The following is a 20092-nucleotide window of genomic DNA, read 5'->3' as shown; positions in this document are numbered from 1 at the left end:
GGCTTACACCTCCTCCGGGAAATGTTTCATCGTCAGTCTGATCGGGTTCGGGGCCGCCTGCCCCAATCCGCAGATGGACGCATCGACCATGGTTTGGCTCAGCTCTTCCAGAAGGCCCTGATCCCAGGTGTCCGCCTGCATCAGCTTGACGGCCTTCTCACAGCCCACGCGGCAGGGTGTGCATTGACCACAGCTTTCATCCTCAAAGAATTTAAGCATGTTAATCGCCGCTTCCTTCGCGCTGTCCTGATCCGACAGAACCACCACGGCAGCAGAGCCAATAAAGCTGCCATGCGGTTGCAGCGTGTCAAAATCGAGCGGAATGTCGTTCATAGAGCTGGGCAACAGCCCCGAGGACGGTCCACCCGGCTGGTACGCTTTGAATGTGTGACCATCAAGCATACCGCCCGACGCCTCGATGATATCGGTGATCGTTGAGCCTGCGGGCAGCAGATGCACGCCGGGGTTTTTGACACGCCCCGAGACCGAGTAAGAGCGCAACCCGACACGGCCATTTTTCTCGACACCGGACAGGATTTCTTTGCCTTCACGCAAGACACGGGCCACCCAGTAAAGCGTTTCAACGTTGTTCACCAATGTCGGGCGATTGAAGATGCCCACTTGCGCCACAAAAGGTGGGCGGTGACGCGGCAGACCGCGCTTGCCTTCAATGCTTTCGATCATCGCGCTTTCTTCGCCGCAGATATAGGCCCCTGCTCCGCGGCGCAGGTCGATATATCCCTCAGACACAATGCCCGCGTCTTCCAGAGCCTTGATCTCACGTGCCAAAATCTCAAGCACAGCGGGGTATTCATCGCGCATGTAGATGAAGCAGGTCTCGGCCTCGACCGCCCAAGCGGCAATGAGCATGCCTTCCAGGAACAGATGCGGCGTGCGTTCGAGGTAATAGCGGTCCTTGAACGTACCCGGCTCGCCCTCATCGCCGTTCACAGCGAGATAGCGCGGACCCGCTTCAGCCCGCACAAAACCCCATTTCCGGCCCGACGGGAAACCCGCCCCACCAAGACCACGCAGACCTGAGTCCAAAAGCTCTTGCTGAATGGTCTCAAACTCACCAGCCGCACGGATCTCAGCGAGTTTGGCATAGCCGCCTGCCGCCTTGTAGGCCGCGAAACCCTCATACTCCGGCACATGTGCATGAGTGTCGTCTGCCGCAATCGCAGCCTCCACCTTTTCGACCGTCGCATGATCAATATGGTTGTGGCCCAACTCCAGCACCGGTGCTGTGTCGCAGCGGCCCATGCAGGGCGCGCGCAGGACGCGTACATGGGCGGGGTTCATACCCTCTTCCAAAGCGGATTTGAGTTGCTGCGCACCGGCCAACTCACAGGACAGGGAATCGCACACCCGAATGGTGAGCGCTGGTGGCGGGACATCGCCCTCTTTCACCACGTCGAAATGCGCGTAGAAGGTGGCCACCTCATAAATCTCAGCCTGCGCGATGCGCAGCTCCTCGGCAAGCGCGCGGATGTGAGCGGCTGAGAGATGGCCATATTTATCTTGAATCAGGTGCAAAAACTCGATCAGCAGATCGCGACGACGCGGCGTGTCGCCCAGCAGATCACGCACCTCCTGCCAGGCCTGATCCGTCAGCTGACGGCCCTTGGGCGTGTGGCGCCCCTTGCCCTTCCCAGATTTCCAAACGCCGTTGCGATCGTCCAAAGCCATGCGTGATCTCCTGTCTGCCGCGCGGACCGTAACGCAGAGAAATCACAGGCAAAATTCGTATGTTCAAAAGTTACGATAAGCAAATCTTATTGCACAGCATCCCGTAGAGCTTGCAGCGTCCGAAGCCCCGGTCCGCGCTTGGGCGTCACCAGGCTCAGGGACTTGCGCACCACCGGCTCGGTCAGTGGATGCACCTCCACCGCCTCCAACGTGCCAATGCTCTCCACCACGCCACGCGGCACAATTGTCGCCGCCGCGCCGGAGATCGCCATCACAACACCGGCTGTGAGTCCCGACAACTCCGCGACCACGGTGGGTTGCACACCGACCTGATGGAAGACTTCGTCCAGAATACGCCGGTTTTGCATACCCGGCTCCAGCAGACACATGGGCAATTGGCTGGCCTCTTTCCAGGTGATATCGCCCTGATCCGGATCCACCATGCCCGAAGGTGCCAGAAGCACATATTCTTCTTCATGCACCGGCTGCATCTCCAGCGACGCTTTGTCGACCGCTTCGGTGTAGGTGATGCCTGCATCAAAAAGCCCCTCCTCGATCCCCAGCAGGATCGACATGGACGAGGTCGATTTGATTTTGACGGTGATGCCAGGGTTGGCCTCTCGCAAGGCTTTCGTTAGCTTCGCGGCATAGGCTGATGCGGTCGGCACAACACCAAGCCGCAAAACACCAGTCACGTCGCCAGGCTCCGCACTGAATTCCCGCTCAAGCCGTTCCACATCCTCAAGGATTTGCAGCGCGTGGCGCACAATCGACTCGCCGTCGGGTGTCAGCCCCTCGAACCGATTGCCCCGACGCACAATCTTGGTCTTAAGATGCTCTTCCAACTTGCTGATCCGCATGGAAAAAGCCGGTTGTGATACACCGCATTCCTCAGCCGCACGGGCAAAGTGCTTTTGCCGCGCCAAAGCTGTTAAATAGTGCAAATCTTTAAGACTGAGCAAAGGGCATCCTCTGGGGTATCACTCGCATTGGACACATGTGATAACCCAAGCAGGAATTCTTGACCAGAATGAAGCCACCGCGCCTTAAGTTTTAGATCTCGATCATGTAGACGCAGGACGGCCTGTGGTCCGCGCAGCACGCCATGTGCCAGACCCGCGCATCCGCCGAAATGAGGCCACGGAACACTGTTTCAAGCAATGCGCATTGCCACAGGCACCCCCAGACAGCCATCGGGTTGTTCTCGATCACTAACTGGAGCGGCGGCCCCGCCTCATAATGAACTTTGGCAGATCCGGCAAATGTCCACGAATGCTTTTCCAGTGCCTGAAGCAACAAAGGCCCTGCAACGTGAGGCGGCAAGGTGTGCAGCAGCTTTTGTGCCATATCAGGGATGTATTGTTCAAGCAAAACACTCCCGTTTTTCCGCCCTGAACTCACCGCAACCAAATCGACCTGCGACCTCGGGAGCGTATCCTCAATCGCCCGAACAAGCGCTAAAAAGAGATTTTGCGGAACCATCTCCTGAAGTTTTTGATCAAGCACATGCCGAAGCCCTGCGGCCTCCAGAACCTTGTGCGCCAGAAGTTCGCCACCAACTTCGCCCAAGGCATCCAGAGTCTGAAGCACCGCATCAGACCCAATCCTGGGCTGTACCAAGTCATCCATTTTATTCCCCGGCCCCACAAACGTGAGGTCTGCTTTGAGAACTCATTCAGGACAAAAGCCCTTGCCTAGGCCACCCTAGAGCCGACCGAATTGCCGCCTCTACCCCGCACACCAGAAGATGCCATCTTGTTGGTTTTGGAACGCCTCAAAGCGCATATCGGAACAGCCTGTAACCCGCCGCCCCATGCGCCACTCTTGGCATAAATTGAGAAATCGCAGTTTGATTCAGATCAACCACGCCTGCGACTAAGTTTCCTGTTTTCTATGCAAAAATTTGATTTGCATGCTCGGAAAGGTAGATCCTCAACCAGGGGGTGTATTTCCCCGGGTCCTTTCTTGCCAAACCTGCGAGCACGTCAAGATCCACCCAATCCACATCCATCACTTCCAGAGGATTCGGAAGCACCGAGATCCGCTCTGGGACCTGTGCGGTAAAGATGTCCACGACCTCATGCTCAATGAGACCGCCGCCTACATCAGCGCGATATTCCAACCGATCTCGCGGTTCGAGCTTTAAGCCGGTGATCCCCAACTCTTCGTCCAGGCGACGATGCGCACAATCCTCTGGTTCCTCACCCCATTTGGGATGCGTACAACAGGTGTTCGCCCAAAGCCCTGGCGTGTGATACTTGCACATTGCCCGGCGCTGGATCAGCACTTCTGTGCCATGCATCACAAAGACAGACACAGCCTTGTGGCGCAGCCCCTTTTGATGCGCCTCAAGCTTTTCGACGGCAACCAGGTCGCCGCCCACCCATGTCGGTATCATGATCTTCATGTAAATCCAGTCGGCACCAGCCGTGTCAGATGCGCCAAGTTCTTCAGTCCGATCTTGATATGCGCCATGGGCCGGGCGCGCACCAGCTTTTTGTTCATATAGGCCTCGAATGTGAGGCGCTGAACGTCAATGTCATGGCAGAGCGAAACAAAGCGCTCCCGCCGCTCATCAGATTTGTAATAGGCGTTCTGCATTGAGGCCAGCACGCGAAAGACCATCTTGTGCTCTTTCATGAACATCTGCCGTGCAAGGCGCAGGTCCTTCACGCGCCCCGACGCCAGACAGGCGGTTGCCGCTGTTGCGGCTGCGCGTCCTCCGGCCATGGCATAATAAATCCCTTCGCCCGAGCTTGGAGCGACAACACCCGCCGCATCCCCGGCGAGAACCACGTCCTTGCCATTGTCCCAACGATCCAGCGGTTTCAGCGGAATGGGCGCGCCCTCCTTGCGGATGGTCTCGCATTGATCCAGCCCGCTGGCCACGCGCAGATCGGCGGTGGCTTGTTTGACATCGACCTCCTTGACCATAGACCCCATGCCGACACTGGCGGATTTCCCATGCGGGAACACCCAGCCATAAAAATCCGGGGAGATACGCCCGTCGTAGACCACGTCACAGCGATCCGGGTCATAGTCGCCGACCGCCCCCGGCGCCTCGATGATTTCGTGATAGGCGATCACATAAGGGATGCGATCCCCGCCTTCGACTTCGTCACGGGCCACGTTGGAGCGCGCGCCATCCGCGCCGATCACCAGCTTGCAGGGCAACTCACGCTCATTGCCGCTGACCTTGTCGCGGTAAATCACTTTGGTCACACCAATGTCGCGCTCAATCCGTTTGTACGTGCCAGTGGCCCGCACAGCACCCGCTTTGGCCGCGCGCTCGCGCAGGAACTCGTCAAAGTCCTCGCGATCCACCATGCCGACAAAGCCGTTTTCGATAGGAATATCCACCTTGCGCCCGGTGGGGGAAATCATCCGCGCCGTTGTGATCTTGGCCACAAGCATGTCGTCAGGAATGTCGAAATCTGCGATAAGACGCGGTGGAATGGCCCCGCCGCAGGGCTTGATCCGCCCTGCCCGATCCAACAGCGCCACACTGTGGCCGGACCGTGCCAGGTCTTCGGCTGCTGTGGCGCCTGCAGGCCCCCTCCGACGACGACAACGTCATACATCTTCATTCTCCCGGTTGAAGCTGCGGCGCGACCGGTCGATGAAGAATCCGTGTCGCCACAAATGCAGCAGCTAAGAACAAAAGCGCCTCAAGCCCGAAAACCACGCCATAGGCAGTGGCATCCGACATGGTGAGACGCGCTAAATCGAGTGTGCCTGTGGCAATCAGGCCAGCCAGCCCCGCCGCGACGGCCTGAGACGCGCCAAAGACGCCCATGCGTGTGCCGGTGGCGCCTTTTTGCGCTGCGGCCAGACGCATCATTGAGCCAATAGCCCCGACCACGAAAAGCCCGTTGCCAAGTCCCAGAATGACCGTAAACGGCACCAGGGCCGCACCAATGCCAAGTCCGACAAGACCCACGGCCGAGATCACACACCCAGCAACGGCCCAGAACCGCAGGCTTCCAAAGCCAAAGGTCGACAGGCCTCCCGCCGCGATCATCCCCAAGAGCGATGCGCCGTCTTTGCCGCCGGACAGTTTTGTCGAGGCGTCTGGTGTCAGACCGTGAATGTGACCGGCAAAGGGCTCCAGCACCAATTCACTGAGGTAGAATGCCAGGATCGACAGGAACACGAACCCGGTGAAGGCCCTTGCCGCTGGATCCGCCAATGTTGCGCGAATGGCCGGACCAAGGGCCGGTTCGGACGGCGCAGGCACCGCGCCAAGGCGGCTTTCGGTGCGCCATGTGGCGATGAAAGACAGCGCGAAACAGGCGATGGCCACGCAGGGCACCACCATCATCAGGCGGTCTGGAGAATAAGGTTTGAGCGCGATGCCCGACCCGACCGAGGCCGCAATAGCCCCGGCAATCAGCATCAGCCACGCCAGCGTGGCCGCCGCGCCCTTGCGCTCATCTGAAACCGCTGTGGCCAAAAGTGCCAGGAAAGATGTGCCCGCCGCCCCGATACCAAAGCCAATGAGAGCATAGGCAAGGATCCAGATGCTGATGGCTACGGTCGTGCTCGGCGCGTAGGCAATAGCCCACCCGGTCATAACCAGCCCAAGGCCAACAACAGCCACGCCGCCAAGAATGAACGGTGTACGCCCGCCCTTGGCATCAGAGCGATGCCCCCAGACGGGGCGCGAGAGTTGCACGGCGTAATGCAAAGCCACCAGAAAGCCGGGAAGCAGCGCAGGAAGCGCCAATTCAACCGTCATCAGCCGGTTAAAGAGGTTCACGGGTAAGGCCGAAAGCCCACCAATCGCGGCATTGGCCAGACACAAGCGCAGGATTCCGCCCCAGCCCAGCATCACACCAGCCCCCGAATGGCGAAGGCGGCAATCATCATGCCGCTGACATAAAGCGTGACGCCCGTGCCGTTATACCACGGCGCCTTGCCCTTGGGGTCGCTCAGCATCACGCGCATAGCCAGGATTTGCGCGACAAGGACAGCCACGATAGCAAGTGCATGCCAGACCTGCCCCCACGCAAAGAGAAGCGCGATAACCCCGATCTGTGGCAGCGCCATAACCCAGCAGGCCACGCGCGCCGCGCGCTCTGGCCCCAACGTGACGGGCAAAGAGTTAACGCCAGTTTGACGGTCACCCTCCAAAGCCTTGAAATCATTGAGGGTCATAATGCCGTGCGCGCCAACAGCATAGAGCAAGGCAATGACGACAATCTGCCAGGACGGCGCACCTGCTGACAAAACAGCGGCACCTGTGAACCAAGGTAAACCCTCATAGCATAGACCAACCAGCCCCGGCCCCCAGATGCCCGAGCGCTTGAGACGCACCGGCTCTGCCGAATAGGCCCAGGCGGCCAGCACGCCAAAGATCGTTGCGCCAAAACCCCATGGCCCCAGCGTGTAGCCCAACGCCAGCGCAAGTGCGCTCATCACAAGGGCAATCCATAGCCCCCAGCGCCCCGGAATGGCCCCGGACGGGATCGGCCGGTAAGGTTCGTTGATGGCATCCACATGCCGGTCGCACCAATCATTGGCCGCCTGGCTCATCCCGCAAACCACCGGCCCGGCCAACACCATGCCAATAAGCACAAGCCACGGCGCCGACAAAACCGGCGTGCCGGACGAGACGACACCACAAAGATAGGCCCAGATCGGCGGAAACCACGTGATCGGCTTGATCAACGTCAGCATCGCACGCGGCTGTGGCAATCGACGCCCGGCATGTAGGTTTAATGAGACACCCATAGTGTCAATTAAACCTTACATTCTGGATTCGGGAAAGGTCTTTTTTGCAGCAGGGCGATAAACGGCATATGGTACCGCGACCTTAACAGATTTCTGTTGTCAGCGGAGCAGATTCACACAAGGTAAGGAAAATAAACTGCTGATATATCAGGATATATCGTCACTGTCGCTTTTCATGATGCCATGCTTGCGCAGCTTCACGTAAAGGCTCTGCCGTGACAGACCCAGCATTTCAGCCGCCGCGACACGATTATTGCCCGTCAACTGCACCGCTGTCTCAATACACAGCTTTTCCACAACATCGGAAGTGGCAGAGACAAGTTCCTTCAAGGAGGCCGTTCCGACAAGGTCCATGACATTCTTCATGGCGTCCTCACTCACCGCACCGGCAGTCGCATCCCCGTCACCCATCTCACTGGGCGCAACGCTTCGAATGACAAAGCCAAATCCGAAATCACCGCCCTGATGCTCCAAACGCGAGGCGGAAATATCGACGCTTGTCCGCGTCCCGGCGACACTGGTGATCTTGGTGGCGTAATTGCTCAGCCGCCCCTTCTTGAGCGCCGCTTCCAATATGATCTTCAGGTCCACCGACCCCCGCGCCAGATAATCCGCGAAGGATGTGCCGCGTATATCCCGCATCTGTGCGGCGTCAGCCATAACAAGAAAGGATTCATTGGCTTCGCGCACCATGCCCTTGGCATCGGTCAAAACAATCGCGTCACTGGTTGACGCAAACAAAAGAGCCGTGGACTGCGCCACCTCGGCACTGGTGCTCATATTGGCATCAACCGGCAAAAGGCGGCAGAGCATGAAAAGCTGTCCCGCGGCTCTAAAGAAATCGGGATAGAGGAGAAGCGAATGCCCGTTGCGCCGAGCCATAAGCTCAACACCCTTGGCCTCATCTGCACGCGCGGCATCCTGAAGCTCATCCAAAAGCTCTTCGCGCTTGCGCCCCTCAAAGGCTTGCGCGAGCGAAGATCCGGACAGGGTAGAAGCCTTTGTGCCCAAGAGCAAAGCGGCGGCAGAGTTCAAATCGCGGATCTTCCCAGATTCCGGCTCAACCATGATCAGCCCGGTATCCGACGCCTCCAGCGCCACGTTGTAAAAGGTCTGCTCACTGCGCAGCCGCTGCTGATCCCGTTCACGCGCCAGTTGCTCCGAGACAAGACGCTGCTGTACCTCGGCGATGGGCTGCATGTCGCGCCCCAGCAGCAACAGGTGGTCGCTGCTATAGGTGCGATGTATGGAATAGCGGATCGGGAATTCCCACGTGGCATTGTCCACGTGATTAATTTCGATCCAGCGTGGTGTCATGCTGGCATCCGCGCGCATCTCTGCGACGCGCTCATCCAGCTTGGCAACGCTTTCGATGGTCAGGAAAGATTTGAAATCACGTCCGACCCAATGATCGAGACACCCCAGAGACGGACAATCCGGGTTGACGGAAATCCCTTCAACCTCTCCATTGGGCGAAAGATAAACCGCCAAATCAGCGGCCAGCTCAACGATACCCTGAACACTGGACGGGTCTGGCAATGCGCCAGCACGCAGCCGTTCGGATTTGCGTCTCTCCCGAGTCACCTGCTCGCCTCAAAATCAAACCCAACCACCACCATCAGCTTATCCCGCTGAAAGGCAACGCTTCGGCCACACTCGCAAGTCCACACTTCTCTATCGCTTCTCGTGCGGTGCGAACCGCATGATCAGCCCCAGTGCGCAGGACAAGCTTTTCGTTCTCCTCCACCATACGACCGCCAATAACAATCGGTGGCGTATGGCTCGTATTCGTTCGTATGTAATCCACCAAATCCGTCGTCTGTTCAACCGAATTTGGCGTGGCAATCGAAATGCCGATCATGGCAAAACGTTGAGAATTGATAAGTTCTGTCACCTCTTCGTTCTTCAGACCAATCGCCATGTGCACCCAAAGCCCATGTCGGCGCAGATTGTCCGCCGCCACGAATGCGCCCAGCGCATGTTGTTCAAATTCGGGAATAGCAACCAGAACCGACTGCCCCAAAGGCACGCTGCGATCCGTCCACCGCGTGGCAATGCGCCCTTCTTGTTGACGGAACAGGCTCTGCAATCGCGACGCCGCTACAGTGACATCCACAAAACTGGCGCGGTCACTGACCCAAAGCTCGCCGAGGTGACGGGCCGCAGCGGGCACATAGGACTGAAAAACATCTTCCTGCGTGACACCGGTCGAGATCAACGCCGCCAAGACAGAATGATAACTGGACTCCGCCTCTGACATCAGAGCTTCGCAAAGCCGCCCTATCCATTCATCACGTGTTTTCGGTTCGCGATTGGCCGTATTGGTCATCACGGTGCGCAACGCAGATTCAACAAGAAACCGGATCGCAGGCCGTTGCGCCTCTGACAGACCTCGGTCTTTGTGTGTTGACTGGTCGTCCACGCAACTCTCCCTAGAGGCATATACACCTCACTTTTATGTATACCTGTCATTATTTTAAATTTTAACTGCAATCAGTGTGCGCTTAGAACAATTCAATGTCAATTTATGTTGACAATTACCCATGAATATCAGGCCCAACGCCTTGTTATAGCGTTTAAATTGAGACAAATCTGAACGTATCATGACGCAATAATTTCTTTAAAATATTGGTAAATGGAACGTGAACGCCCCGACTCAGGGAGGTGATGGCTTTAATTTACACTGCCCATCAACTCAAAGTGTAAATTTTAATTGACACTTCGTGAGTGACCCTACTAGCATCAAAGGCAATCAGGGGAGCTGCGAGGGAATTCATGACGCCAGAATTGGCAGACGGGCACAAGCGTGTTGCACTCTATACGGCTGAGCAACGAGCGCGCCGCGATGAAACGGTTTGGACCACGGTTCAGGGCGTTCTGGCTCCGGCACAGTTTCTGGTCTTTATTGTGTCCCTGATCCTCGTCTTGCGTTACCTCGCGACTGGCTTGGGTTATGAGATCGCAACAGGGTCGATACTCATAAAAACCGGCTTCCTCTACCTGATCATGATCACCGGCGCGATTTGGGAAAAAGTCGTTTTTGGTCAATATCTTTTCGCCGAGCCTTTCTTCTGGGAGGACGTCTTTAGTTTTGCTGTGATCGCCCTTCACACCGCTTATGTCTGGGCGCTTCTCACCGGCACTCTGTCGCCGGTTGGGCTGATGCTCCTCGCGCTCGCAGCCTACGCAGCTTACGTCGTCAATGCCGGTCAGTTCCTGCTCAAACTGCGCGCTGCTCGGCTTCAATCCGAGGCCATGGCATGAACTCGCATGCGCCCCCTCCTGGCACACGTGGTTGCCTCGACACACCGGTTCTCAAACAGCGTGGACAACATGAGGTGTTCTGTGGGCTGACGGGAATCATCTGGCTGCATCGCAAGATGCAGGATGCGTTTTTCCTGGTTGTTGGGTCCAGAACGTGCGCGCATCTGCTTCAATCTGCGGCCGGTGTGATGATTTTTGCCGAACCGCGCTTTGGCACAGCGATCCTCGAAGAAACCGATCTTGCAGGGCTTGCCGATGCGCAGGAAGAGCTTGAGCGGGAAGTCGCCCGTTTGCTCGAACGGCGCAAGGATATTCGCCAGCTTTTCCTCGTGGGTTCCTGTCCGTCCGAGGTCATCAAGCTGGACCTCGCCCGCGCCGCCGAGAAGCTTTCGGCGCAATATGCCCCGCATGTGCGGGTGCTCAACTATTCCGGCTCTGGTATCGAAACCACCTTCACCGAAGGGGAAGATGCCTGTCTTGCCGCAATGATTCCGGCCCTGCCGGAAACTGATGAACGCCAGCTCCTCGTGGTTGGCGCTCTTCCCGATGTCGTAGAGGATCAAATGCTTGATCTTCTTGGCAAACTTGGGATCGACAATGTCAAAGTGCTGCCAGCGCGACGCGCTGACAGCACCTTGGCGGTCGGTCCGAATACCGTGTTTGCACTAACCCAGCCATTCCTGGGCGGCTCCCTCGCCGCGTTAGGAAGGCGCGGGGCGCGTCACATTCCAGCGCCTTTCCCGTTCGGCGAAGAAGGCACGACTTCGTGGCTTCGCGCCGTGGCAATGGAATTCGGTGTCGACCTCACCCTGTTCGACACTGTAACACACGCGCCCCGCGCACGTGCAAAAAAGGCCATCGCGAAGGCTGCGGAGCATCTCGATGGCAAAAGCGTGTTCTTCTTTCCAGACAGCCAGATGGAAATCCCGCTGGCGCGCTTTCTGACCCGCGAATGCGGGATGGAGGCGATCGAGGTTGGCGCACCCTTTATTCACAAAGGTGTCGTTGGCCCCGACCTGGAGCTTCTGGCCGAAGGCCCGACACTGGCCGAAGGGCAGGATGTCGATCTGCAACTGGAGCGCTGCCGCGCCGCACAACCGGATCTGACTGTGTGCGGTCTTGGCCTCGCCAATCCATTGGAGGCCGAAGGGCTGACCACGAAATGGGCCATCGAACTGGTCTTCACACCGGTGCATTTCTACGAACAGGCCGGTGATCTGGCCGGGCTCTTTTCGCGCCCCATCCACCGCCGCAATGCGTTGCGGTTGGAGGCGGCGGAATGAAGCTGTCTGTCTGGACATATGAAGGCCCGCCGCATGTCGGCGCGATGCGTGTCGCCACCGCGATGAAGGGCCTGCACTACGTCCTGCACGCGCCGCAAGGCGACACCTATGCCGATCTCTTGTTCACCATGATCGAGCGGCGCAATCACAGACCGCCCGTCACCTACACCACCTTTCAGGCCCGCGACCTGGGGTCGGACACCGCCAACCTGTTCAAAACCGCCTGCAAAGAGGCCTATGATCGGTTTCAGCCACAGGCGATGATTGTCGGCGCGTCCTGCACCGCTGAACTCATTCAGGATGACCCCGGCGGCATGGCCGAACTTATGGGTCTGCCCTGTCCCGTGGTTCCCCTCGAACTGCCCAGTTATCAGCGCAAAGAGAACTTCGGCGCGGACGAGACGCTGTTTCAGATCGTTCGCATGCTCGCCAAACCAACTGACCGCACCACGCACATCACGGCGAACCTCATTGGTCCCACGGCCCTTGGGTTTCGCCATCGCGACGACATCACCGAAATCACCGCCCTGCTCGAAGAGATGGGTGTTTCGGTCAATGTCTGCGCTCCGTTCGATGCTACACCCGAAGACATCACCCGGCTGGGTGCCGCGCATTTCAACGTTCTGATGTACCCTGAAACCGGCGAGGCGGCCTGTCGCTGGATGGAGCGCGAGCTGGGCCAGCCTTACACAAAAATCGTGCCCATCGGTGTTGGAGCCACGCAGGATTTCGTCAAGGAAGTGGCCGAGATCACTGGGCTGCCCCCAAAGCTCGACACCTCCCGTCTCCGCCTGCCTTGGTATTCGTCAAGCGTTGACAGCACCTATCTCACCGGCAAGCGCGTGTTCCTCTTTGGGGACGGCACCCACGTGGCCGCCGCAGCCCGCATTGCCCGTGATGAGATGGGCTTCGAGGTGGTCGGCATGGGTTGCTACAACCGCGAAATGGCACGCAATATCCGTGCCTTGGCCAAAGAGTTTAACGTCGAGGCCTTGATCACCGAGGACTATCTCGACGTTGAGGCCCGCATCGAGGAACTGGCCCCGGAAATGATCTTGGGCACACAGATGGAACGCCATATCGGCAAGCGCCTCGGCATTCCCTGCGCCGTCATCTCGGCCCCTGTCCACGTACAGGACTTCCCGGCCCGCTACAGCCCGCAAATGGGCATCGAAGGGGCCAACGTGATCTTCGACACGTGGGTGCATCCGCTGGTCATGGGTCTGGAAGAGCACCTGCTGCACATGTTCCGCGATGATTTCGAGTTCCACGATGATGCGGGCGCCAGCCACCACGGCCATGCCGCTAAGGCGCGCGTTGAGACGCCCGAGCCGACCGAAGTGCAAACCACACCCACGGACGACAACATCATCTGGCTCGCCGACGCGGAAAAAGAGTTGAAGAAGATCCCCTTCTTCGTCCGCGGCAAAGCCCGCCGCAACACCGAGATTTTTGCCGCCGAACGAGGTGTGCAGGAGATTTCCATCGACACGCTTTACGAGGCCAAGGCCCATTATGCGCGATGACGTCTCCATAACGCGGCCCTACCGCGTGGTGATCCTGACCCTGGACAGCCACGCCAACGCCCCCTGCGCCGAGGCCATGCACAATTTGGCTCAGGATTTTCCTGGCCTTGAGCTGTGCCTGCATTCCGCCGCGGAGTGGGGCGAGAGTCCGGCCGCGCTTGAGGCAGCACGCGCCGATATCGGCCGGGGCGACATCATCATCGCAAATCTTCTGTTCCTTGAGGATCACATCAACGCCGTCCTGCCAGACCTCACCGCCCGGCGCGAGGACTGCGATGCCATGGTAGGTGTGATTGCCGATGCCAAGATCGTCAAGCTGACACGCATGGGCACGCTGGATATGTCGGCCCCTGAAAGCGCCACGCGCAAGCTGATGAAAAAGCTCCGCGGGCAGACCAAGCAGAATGTCGATTCCGGCGCCAAGAAGATGAAGATGCTGCGCCGCCTGCCGCGCATCCTCAAGCTGATCCCCGGCAAGGCCCAAGACTTGCGCGCGTGGTTTTTGGTCATGCAATACTGGCTCGGGGCGTCAAATGAGAATGTCGAAGGCATGCTGCGTTTTCTGATTTCGCGCTATTGCCGTTATGACGATTGGCGCGGGGCCAAGACCGCCTTGCCTGTAGAATACCCCGATACCGCACTTTATCACCCAGACCTGCCTGAACGTATCACAACTGACCCAAGTGCCTTGCCGCATATCACCAAGGGCGCGGCGACGGTCGGTCTTTTGATGATGCGGTCTTATGTGCTTTCTGGCGATACCGCGCATTACGACGCGGTGATCCGCGCGCTGGAGGCCCGCGGGCTGAATGTGCTGCCTGCCTTTGCCGGTGGGCTGGATGCGCGCCCTGCGATAGACGGGTTCTTCAAAGGGCCCACAGGCACCAAGATCGACACGCTCTTGTCTCTCACCGGCTTTTCGCTTGTGGGCGGGCCGGCCTATAACGACAACGACGCGGCAATCAAGGAACTGACCGCGCTTGATGTGCCCTACGTGGCCGCACATCCGCTGGAATTCCAGACCCTCGCCCAATGGGCCGCCTCACCTCAGGGGCTTGGCCCGATTGAGACCACCATGCTCATCGCTCTACCCGAGCTCGACGGCGCAACCTGCCCCACGGTCTTTGCTGGTCGTCATGGCGAAGGCGGCTGTGATGGCTGCGCCCATATGTGTACGCATCAGGGAACTGACAAGGCCATGGCCCCCTGCCATGAGCGCATTGAGACCCTGACCGAGAAAGTTGACCGCCTCATCCGCCTGCGCCGCCGCAAACTGGCGGAAAAGAAAGTGGCCATCGTCCTCTTCGGTTTCCCGCCCAACGCCGGGGCTGTGGGGACGGCTGCGTATCTGTCGGTCTTTGAAAGCTTGCACAACACGATGCTGCAGATGAAAGAAGATGGCTACGCCATTGATGTGCCCGAAACCGTGGACGCCCTGCGCGCCTCCGTGCTTGAGGGCAACGCGACGCAATATGGCCAAGAGGCCAATGTCGCCGCTCATGTAAGCGCCGATGAGATTGTCGCAGGCACGCCGCCTTTGGCCGAGGTCGAAGAGGTCTGGGGCCCTGCCCCCGGCAAGGTGCAATCCGACGGGCGCGGCGTCTTTGTTCTGGGACAGCATTTCGGCAATGTCTTTGTCGGCGTGCAACCTGCCTTTGGCTATGAAGGCGATCCGATGCGCCTTCTCTTTGAGCGCAGCTTTGCGCCCACCCACGCCTTTGTGCAGTTCTACCTCTGGCTCAGAAACCGCTTTGAGGCCGACGCCATCCTGCATTTCGGCATGCACGGCGCTTTGGAATTCATGCCGGGACGTCAGGCGGGTATGGGTCCACGCGACTGGCCGGATCGTCTTATTGGCGAGATGCCCAACATCTATCTTTATGCGGCCAACAACCCCTCTGAGGCGAGCCTTGCCAAGCGCCGCTCGGGCGCTGTCACCATCTCGCACCTGACGCCCCCTCTGGTCACCGCAGGCCTCTACAAAGGACTGGCCGAGCTGAAGGATAGCCTGACCCGGTGGCGCAAAACTGCGCCCGACGCGCCGGAACGTGCCGAGCTTGAGACGCTCATCGCCGAACAGGCCGAGGCGGTGGATATGGGCGGCGCCCCGCCCGAAGATCTGTGGCTCGCGCTTCTGGAGACCGAGGACGCGCTTATCCCCGAGGGGCTGCACGTGCTGGGCAAACCGATGTCACACGAGGCGCGGGCCGAATACCTGTCGCTTCTCACCGATGCCGATGAGACCACCCGCGCAGAGGTCGATCACCAGCTTCAGCAAAGCACGGAAATCCCCGCTTTGATGCACGCGCTTGAGGGCCGTTTCACCCCGCCGGTACATGGCGGCGATTTGATCCGCTCGCCTGACATCCTGCCCACGGGCCGCAACATCCACGCATTTGACCCTTTCCGCATGCCAAGCGAATTTGCCTGCCGCGCCGGAGCCAAACAGGCGCAGCTCTTGCTTGAAACGCATCAGACCCTGCCCCGCACGGTGGCCATCGTGCTGTGGGGGTCGGACAACATCAAATCAGACGGCGAGCAACTGGCGCAGGCCCTTGCGCTTATGGGTGCGACGCCTCGTTTCGACAGTTTCGGGCGGCTCTGCGGTGCGGACCTTATCCCGCTCGAAGAGCTGGGTCGTCCACGCATCGACGTGATCATGACGCTTTCGGGCATATTCCGCGATCTGCTACCCTTGCAGACCAAATTACTGGCCGAAGCCGCCCTTAAAGCAGCGCAAGCCGATGAGCCGCTGGAGATGAATTTCATCCGCGCCCATGCGCTGAGCTATGCCGAGAAAATCGGCTGTGACTTGCAAACCGCCGCCCTGCGCGTCTTTTCAAACGCAGAAGGCGCCTATGGCTCAAACGTCAACATGATGGTCGACAGCTCTGCATTTGACGATGAGGACGAGCTGGCCGATGCCTATGTGGCGCGCAAGAGCTTTGCCTATGGCGTCGACGGCAAGGCGGCGGCCAATGACACGCTACTGCAAACCGCGCTGAGCGATGTGGAACTGGCCTATCAGAACCTGGAGTCGGTTGAGCTGGGCGTGACCACGGTGGATCATTACTTTGACACGCTGGGGGGCATTTCCCGCGCAGTGAAACGCGCCCGTGGCGGTGAAGAGGCGGCGATCTACATCTCCGACACCACGCGCGGCGCGGGCAAGGTACGCACCCTGGCAGATCAGGTATCCCTTGAATCCCGCTCTCGTGCCCTCAACCCCAAATTCCACGAGGCCCTGCTGCAACACGGTGCCGAAGGCGTGCGCCAGATCGAAAGCGCCTTCACCAACACCATGGGTTGGTCCGCCACCACCGGACAGGTCGAGCCGTGGGTCTATCAGCGCCTCTCCGAGACCTTCATCCTTGATGACGACATGCGCCAGCGGCTGGCCGATCTCAACCCGACCGCTTCTTCACGCATGGCCAACCGCCTGCTTGAGGCGCATGACCGCGCCTATTGGCAACCCGACGAAGACACCCTTGCCGCCCTCCGTGACGCAGCCGATGCGCTGGAAGATCACCTCGAAGGAGTGGCCGCAGAATGACAATGACCCTCGAAAGGACAGGCCAGATATGAGCCCGCGCGACGAGATACCAGCCCTCAAGGGCCAGGACGGCGAAGGATCGGTGCAAGTGCATCAGGACGCGTCATTGAAAATCGAAGGCGCCAAGGTGTTTTCGGTCTACGGCAAGGGCGGGATCGGCAAATCCACGACCTCCTCGAACCTTTCTGCGGCCTTCGCCAAGATGGGCAAGCGGGTTCTGCAGATCGGCTGCGATCCCAAGCATGACAGCACGTTTACACTCACGGGACGGCTGCAACCCACAGTGATCGACATCCTCAAAGAGGTCGATTTCCACCCAGAAGAGCTGCGCCCCGAAGACTTCGTGGCAGATGGCTGGGGCGGTGTGAAATGTGTCGAAGCGGGCGGCCCGCCTGCGGGCACGGGCTGTGGTGGTTACGTTGTGGGGCAGACGGTGAAACTGCTCAAGCAGCATCACATGCTGGAAGACACCGACGTGGTGATCTTTGATGTTCTCGGCGACGTCGTCTGCGGCGGCTTTGCCGCGCCACTGCAACATGCCGACCGCGCGGTCATAGTGACGGCAAATGACTTTGACAGCATCTACGCGATGAACCGCATCATCGCCGCGGTCCAGGCCAAATCCGCCAACTACAAGGTGCGCCTGGCGGGCTGCGTCGCGAACCGGTCGAAGGACACCAATGAGGTGGACCGCTATTGCGACACTGTGGGGTTCAACCGGATCGCCCATATGCCCGATGTGGACGCCATCCGCCGCTCGCGCCTGAAGAAAAAGACGCTTTTCGAGATGGACGACGAAGACGACATCATCGCCTGCCGCGCGGAATATGTCCGGCTGGCCGAAACACTCTGGAACGGCACAGAGCCGCTGGCGCCCGCACCGATGGAAGACCGCGATATCTTTGAACTTCTGGGATTTGATTGATGAGCTACGACCGCACGCTCTCTGACGTCGAAACCTATTTCGACAAGACAGCCACCCGCACCTGGGAACGGCTGACCAGTGATGCGCCGGTCTCAAAGATCCGCGAAACCGTGCGTCGGGGCCGCGATGCCATGCGCGCGCAAATGCTGGCGCGCCTGCCCAATGACTTGCGCGGCGCTCGTGTGCTCGACGCAGGCTGCGGTGCCGGTCAAATGACCACGGAACTGGCCCAGCGCGGCGCGGATGTGGTCGCCGTGGATATCTCGCCCTCATTGGTGGGCATCGCGCAATCCCGCCTGCCAGAGGCTTTGCGCCCGCGCGTGTCCTTTCACACCGGCGACATGCTCCGCGAGGAACTTGGCCGGTTCGACCATGTCACGGCCATGGACAGCCTGATTTACTACCGCGACGCCGATATTGCCCGATCGCTCGCAACTCTGATGCACCGCACCACGGGACGCATTGTCTTTACTGTCGCCCCCCGCACGCCGCTTTTGATGGCCATGTGGTACGCGGGAAAGCTTTTCCCGCGCTCTGACCGCTCGCCCACCATGATCCCGCACAGCCCGACACGTCTGGCCCGAGCATATGCCGACACCGGCGCACCGGGCAGGCTTACACCTCTGAACCGCATCACATCCGGCTTTTACATCTCGCAGGCGTTGGAGGTGACTGCATGAGCTTCTCCTCACGCCTTAAGCAGCTTCCGTTGAGCAGCCTGCCCTTTGCAGATGCCGCCAGTGAAGGTCTGCCTATGGGTGAGCTTTTGCGGCTTTCGCTCTTTCAGGTCTCGGTGGGCATGGCCACGGTCATGCTTTTAGGCACGCTCAACCGCGTGATGATCGTCGAGCTTTCGGTGCCGGCCACCATCGTGGCGGTCATGATCGCCCTGCCCGTGCTCATTGCTCCCTTCCGCACGCTGCTCGGCTTCCGCTCCGACACCTATCGCAGCGCCATCGGCTGGAAGCGTATTCCCTACCTCTGGTTCGGCTCGCTGTGGCAAATGGGTGGTCTGGCCGTCACGCCCTTTGCCCTTCTGGTGCTCTCAGGACAGCAAGCCGTAGGCCCCACATGGGCAGGCGAAGTGCTGGCCGCCATTGCCTTCCTGATGACTGGTCTTGGCCTCCATATGACCCAAACCGCCGGTCTGGCATTGGCCACAGACCGTGCCGACCCCGACACGCGGCCACGTGTTGTGGCCTTGCTTTACGTCATGTTCCTGCTGGGTATGGGTCTCTCGGCCATCATCGTGGGCTTCCTGCTGCGGGACTTCACCGAGTTGGGTCTTGTGAAGGTCGTCCAGGGGGCGGCCATGGTGGGGATCATCCTCAACCTGATCGCGCTCTGGAAACAGGAAAAGATGGCTCCGATGACCAAGGAAGAACGCGCCGCACCCCGCCCGCGCTTCCGTGAGGCCTGGGCCGACCTGATGCAGGGCGGCGAGGCGGGTCGGCTTCTGGCCGTGGTCTTCCTCGGCACCATGGCATTCAACATGCAAGATGTGCTGCTGGAACCTTATGGCGGCGAAGTGCTTGGCCTGTCTGTTGCAGCCACCACGACACTCACGGCTATCTGGGCCGTCGGCGCACTGACCGGGTTTGTCCTCAGTGGCAGGCTTCTCACCCAGGGGCGCAACCCCTACCGTCTGGCGGCACTTGGCGTTCTGGTGGGCGTCGCCGCATTCTCCATCGTGGTCTTTGCCGCACCTGTGCAGTCCACAGCGATGTTCTTTGCCGGTGCCGGCCTTATTGGCCTGGGCAGCGGCATCTTTGCTGTCTCAACACTCACAGCCGCGATGAACATGCCTGCACGCGGCCTTGCCGGTCACGGGCTGGCACTCGGGGCCTGGGGCGCGGCCCAAGCCACCGCGGCGGGCCTTTCGATTGCCTTTGGCGGCGCACTGCGTGACGGGGTCAATGCGATGGCCACATCCGGCGCATGGGGCGAGGTGCTCGATAGCACGGCCACCGGCTACACATTTGTCTATCACACAGAAATCGTTCTGCTTTTCGTGACACTCGCGGTCCTCGGACCCCTCGTGCGCCACGTCAAGCTGACCTCCGACACAAACCCACAAGGATCGGCCCGTATCGGCCTGGCCGATTTCCCGACATGACGG

At 59.4% G+C, this 20092-nt stretch carries 15 protein-coding genes and 1 pseudogene; 7 read left to right on the top strand and 9 right to left on the bottom strand.

Annotation, left to right across the window (positions count from 1 at the left end; genetic code table 11):
* Nucleotides 1–3: 3 nt before the first annotated feature.
* The 9 genes and pseudogenes from RZS32_RS13415 to RZS32_RS13375 form a co-directional block, all read right to left on the bottom strand.
* Nucleotides 4–1689, bottom strand: a complete 1686-nt coding sequence (locus tag RZS32_RS13415) for an NAD(P)H-dependent oxidoreductase subunit E (protein ID WP_317057478.1) — start codon at nucleotides 1687–1689, stop codon at nucleotides 4–6.
* 86 nt (nucleotides 1690–1775) lie between these two features.
* On the bottom strand, nucleotides 1776–2651 hold the full coding sequence (locus RZS32_RS13410) for a LysR family transcriptional regulator (RefSeq protein ID WP_317057477.1): 876 nt from the start codon (nucleotides 2649–2651) through the stop codon (nucleotides 1776–1778).
* A gap of 91 nt (nucleotides 2652–2742) precedes the next feature.
* Nucleotides 2743–3318 carry a bacteriochlorophyll 4-vinyl reductase gene (bchJ, locus tag RZS32_RS13405; RefSeq protein ID WP_317057476.1) on the bottom strand — a complete coding sequence of 192 codons (576 nt, stop codon included), beginning with the start codon at nucleotides 3316–3318 and terminating at the stop codon, nucleotides 2743–2745.
* A 262-nt stretch (nucleotides 3319–3580) separates the two neighbouring features.
* Nucleotides 3581–4096 carry an isopentenyl-diphosphate delta-isomerase gene (gene idi, locus RZS32_RS13400; protein ID WP_317057475.1) on the bottom strand — a complete coding sequence of 172 codons (516 nt, stop codon included), beginning with the start codon at nucleotides 4094–4096 and terminating at the stop codon, nucleotides 3581–3583.
* Nucleotides 4093–5270: pseudogene (locus tag RZS32_RS13395) on the bottom strand (geranylgeranyl diphosphate reductase). The gene idi and the pseudogene RZS32_RS13395 overlap by 4 nt, the downstream one beginning before the upstream one ends.
* A 2-nt stretch (nucleotides 5271–5272) precedes the next feature.
* Nucleotides 5273–6520 (bottom strand): BCD family MFS transporter, encoded by a 1248-nt coding sequence (locus RZS32_RS13390; protein ID WP_317057474.1) that lies wholly within the window; start codon nucleotides 6518–6520, stop codon nucleotides 5273–5275.
* Nucleotides 6520–7422 carry a chlorophyll synthase ChlG gene (gene chlG / locus RZS32_RS13385; RefSeq protein WP_317057473.1) on the bottom strand — a complete coding sequence of 301 codons (903 nt, stop codon included), beginning with the start codon at nucleotides 7420–7422 and terminating at the stop codon, nucleotides 6520–6522. Before chlG ends, RZS32_RS13390 begins: the two co-directional genes overlap by 1 nt.
* Before the next feature lie 147 nt (nucleotides 7423–7569).
* Nucleotides 7570–9006, bottom strand: coding sequence for a transcriptional regulator PpsR (gene ppsR, locus RZS32_RS13380; RefSeq protein WP_317057472.1), 1437 nt, complete (start codon nucleotides 9004–9006; stop codon nucleotides 7570–7572).
* 34 nt (nucleotides 9007–9040) lie between these two features.
* Nucleotides 9041–9844, bottom strand: a complete 804-nt coding sequence (locus RZS32_RS13375; RefSeq protein ID WP_317057471.1) for a cobalamin B12-binding domain-containing protein — start codon at nucleotides 9842–9844, stop codon at nucleotides 9041–9043.
* A gap of 353 nt (nucleotides 9845–10197) precedes the next feature.
* Here RZS32_RS13375 and bchF point away from each other — a divergent pair, with 353 nt between their 5' ends.
* Genes bchF through RZS32_RS13340 form a run of 7 tightly spaced genes read left to right on the top strand, consistent with a single transcriptional unit; the run spans nucleotide 10198 to nucleotide 20089 of the window.
* Nucleotides 10198–10686: a 2-vinyl bacteriochlorophyllide hydratase gene (gene bchF / locus RZS32_RS13370; RefSeq protein ID WP_317057470.1), complete on the top strand. Its 489-nt coding sequence runs from the start codon at nucleotides 10198–10200 to the stop codon at nucleotides 10684–10686.
* On the top strand, nucleotides 10683–11969 hold the full coding sequence (locus RZS32_RS13365) for a ferredoxin:protochlorophyllide reductase (ATP-dependent) subunit N (RefSeq protein WP_317057469.1): 1287 nt from the start codon (nucleotides 10683–10685) through the stop codon (nucleotides 11967–11969). The genes bchF and RZS32_RS13365 overlap by 4 nt, the downstream gene beginning before the upstream one ends.
* Nucleotides 11966–13495 carry a ferredoxin:protochlorophyllide reductase (ATP-dependent) subunit B gene (gene bchB, locus RZS32_RS13360; protein WP_317057468.1) on the top strand — a complete coding sequence of 510 codons (1530 nt, stop codon included), beginning with the start codon at nucleotides 11966–11968 and terminating at the stop codon, nucleotides 13493–13495. The genes RZS32_RS13365 and bchB overlap by 4 nt, the downstream gene beginning before the upstream one ends.
* Entirely contained in the window at nucleotides 13485–17048 is a 3564-nt protein-coding gene (locus tag RZS32_RS13355; RefSeq protein WP_317057467.1) for a magnesium chelatase subunit H, read from the top strand. Before bchB ends, RZS32_RS13355 begins: the two co-directional genes overlap by 11 nt.
* A gap of 28 nt (nucleotides 17049–17076) precedes the next feature.
* Nucleotides 17077–17973: a ferredoxin:protochlorophyllide reductase (ATP-dependent) iron-sulfur ATP-binding protein gene (gene bchL, locus RZS32_RS13350; RefSeq protein ID WP_317057466.1), complete on the top strand. Its 897-nt coding sequence runs from the start codon at nucleotides 17077–17079 to the stop codon at nucleotides 17971–17973.
* Entirely contained in the window at nucleotides 17973–18653 is a 681-nt protein-coding gene (bchM, locus tag RZS32_RS13345; protein WP_317057465.1) for a magnesium protoporphyrin IX methyltransferase, read from the top strand. The genes bchL and bchM overlap by 1 nt, the downstream gene beginning before the upstream one ends.
* Nucleotides 18650–20089 (top strand): PucC family protein, encoded by a 1440-nt coding sequence (locus RZS32_RS13340; protein WP_317057464.1) that lies wholly within the window; start codon nucleotides 18650–18652, stop codon nucleotides 20087–20089. Before bchM ends, RZS32_RS13340 begins: the two co-directional genes overlap by 4 nt.
* Nucleotides 20090–20092 lie beyond the last annotated feature (3 nt).

The organism is Roseovarius sp. W115, from assembly GCF_032842945.2.
Taxonomy (GTDB): Bacteria; Pseudomonadota; Alphaproteobacteria; order Rhodobacterales; family Rhodobacteraceae; genus Roseovarius; species Roseovarius rhodophyticola.
The sequence above is the reverse complement of the archived record's forward strand: the minus strand, read 5'-3'. Positions and strand labels throughout refer to the sequence as shown.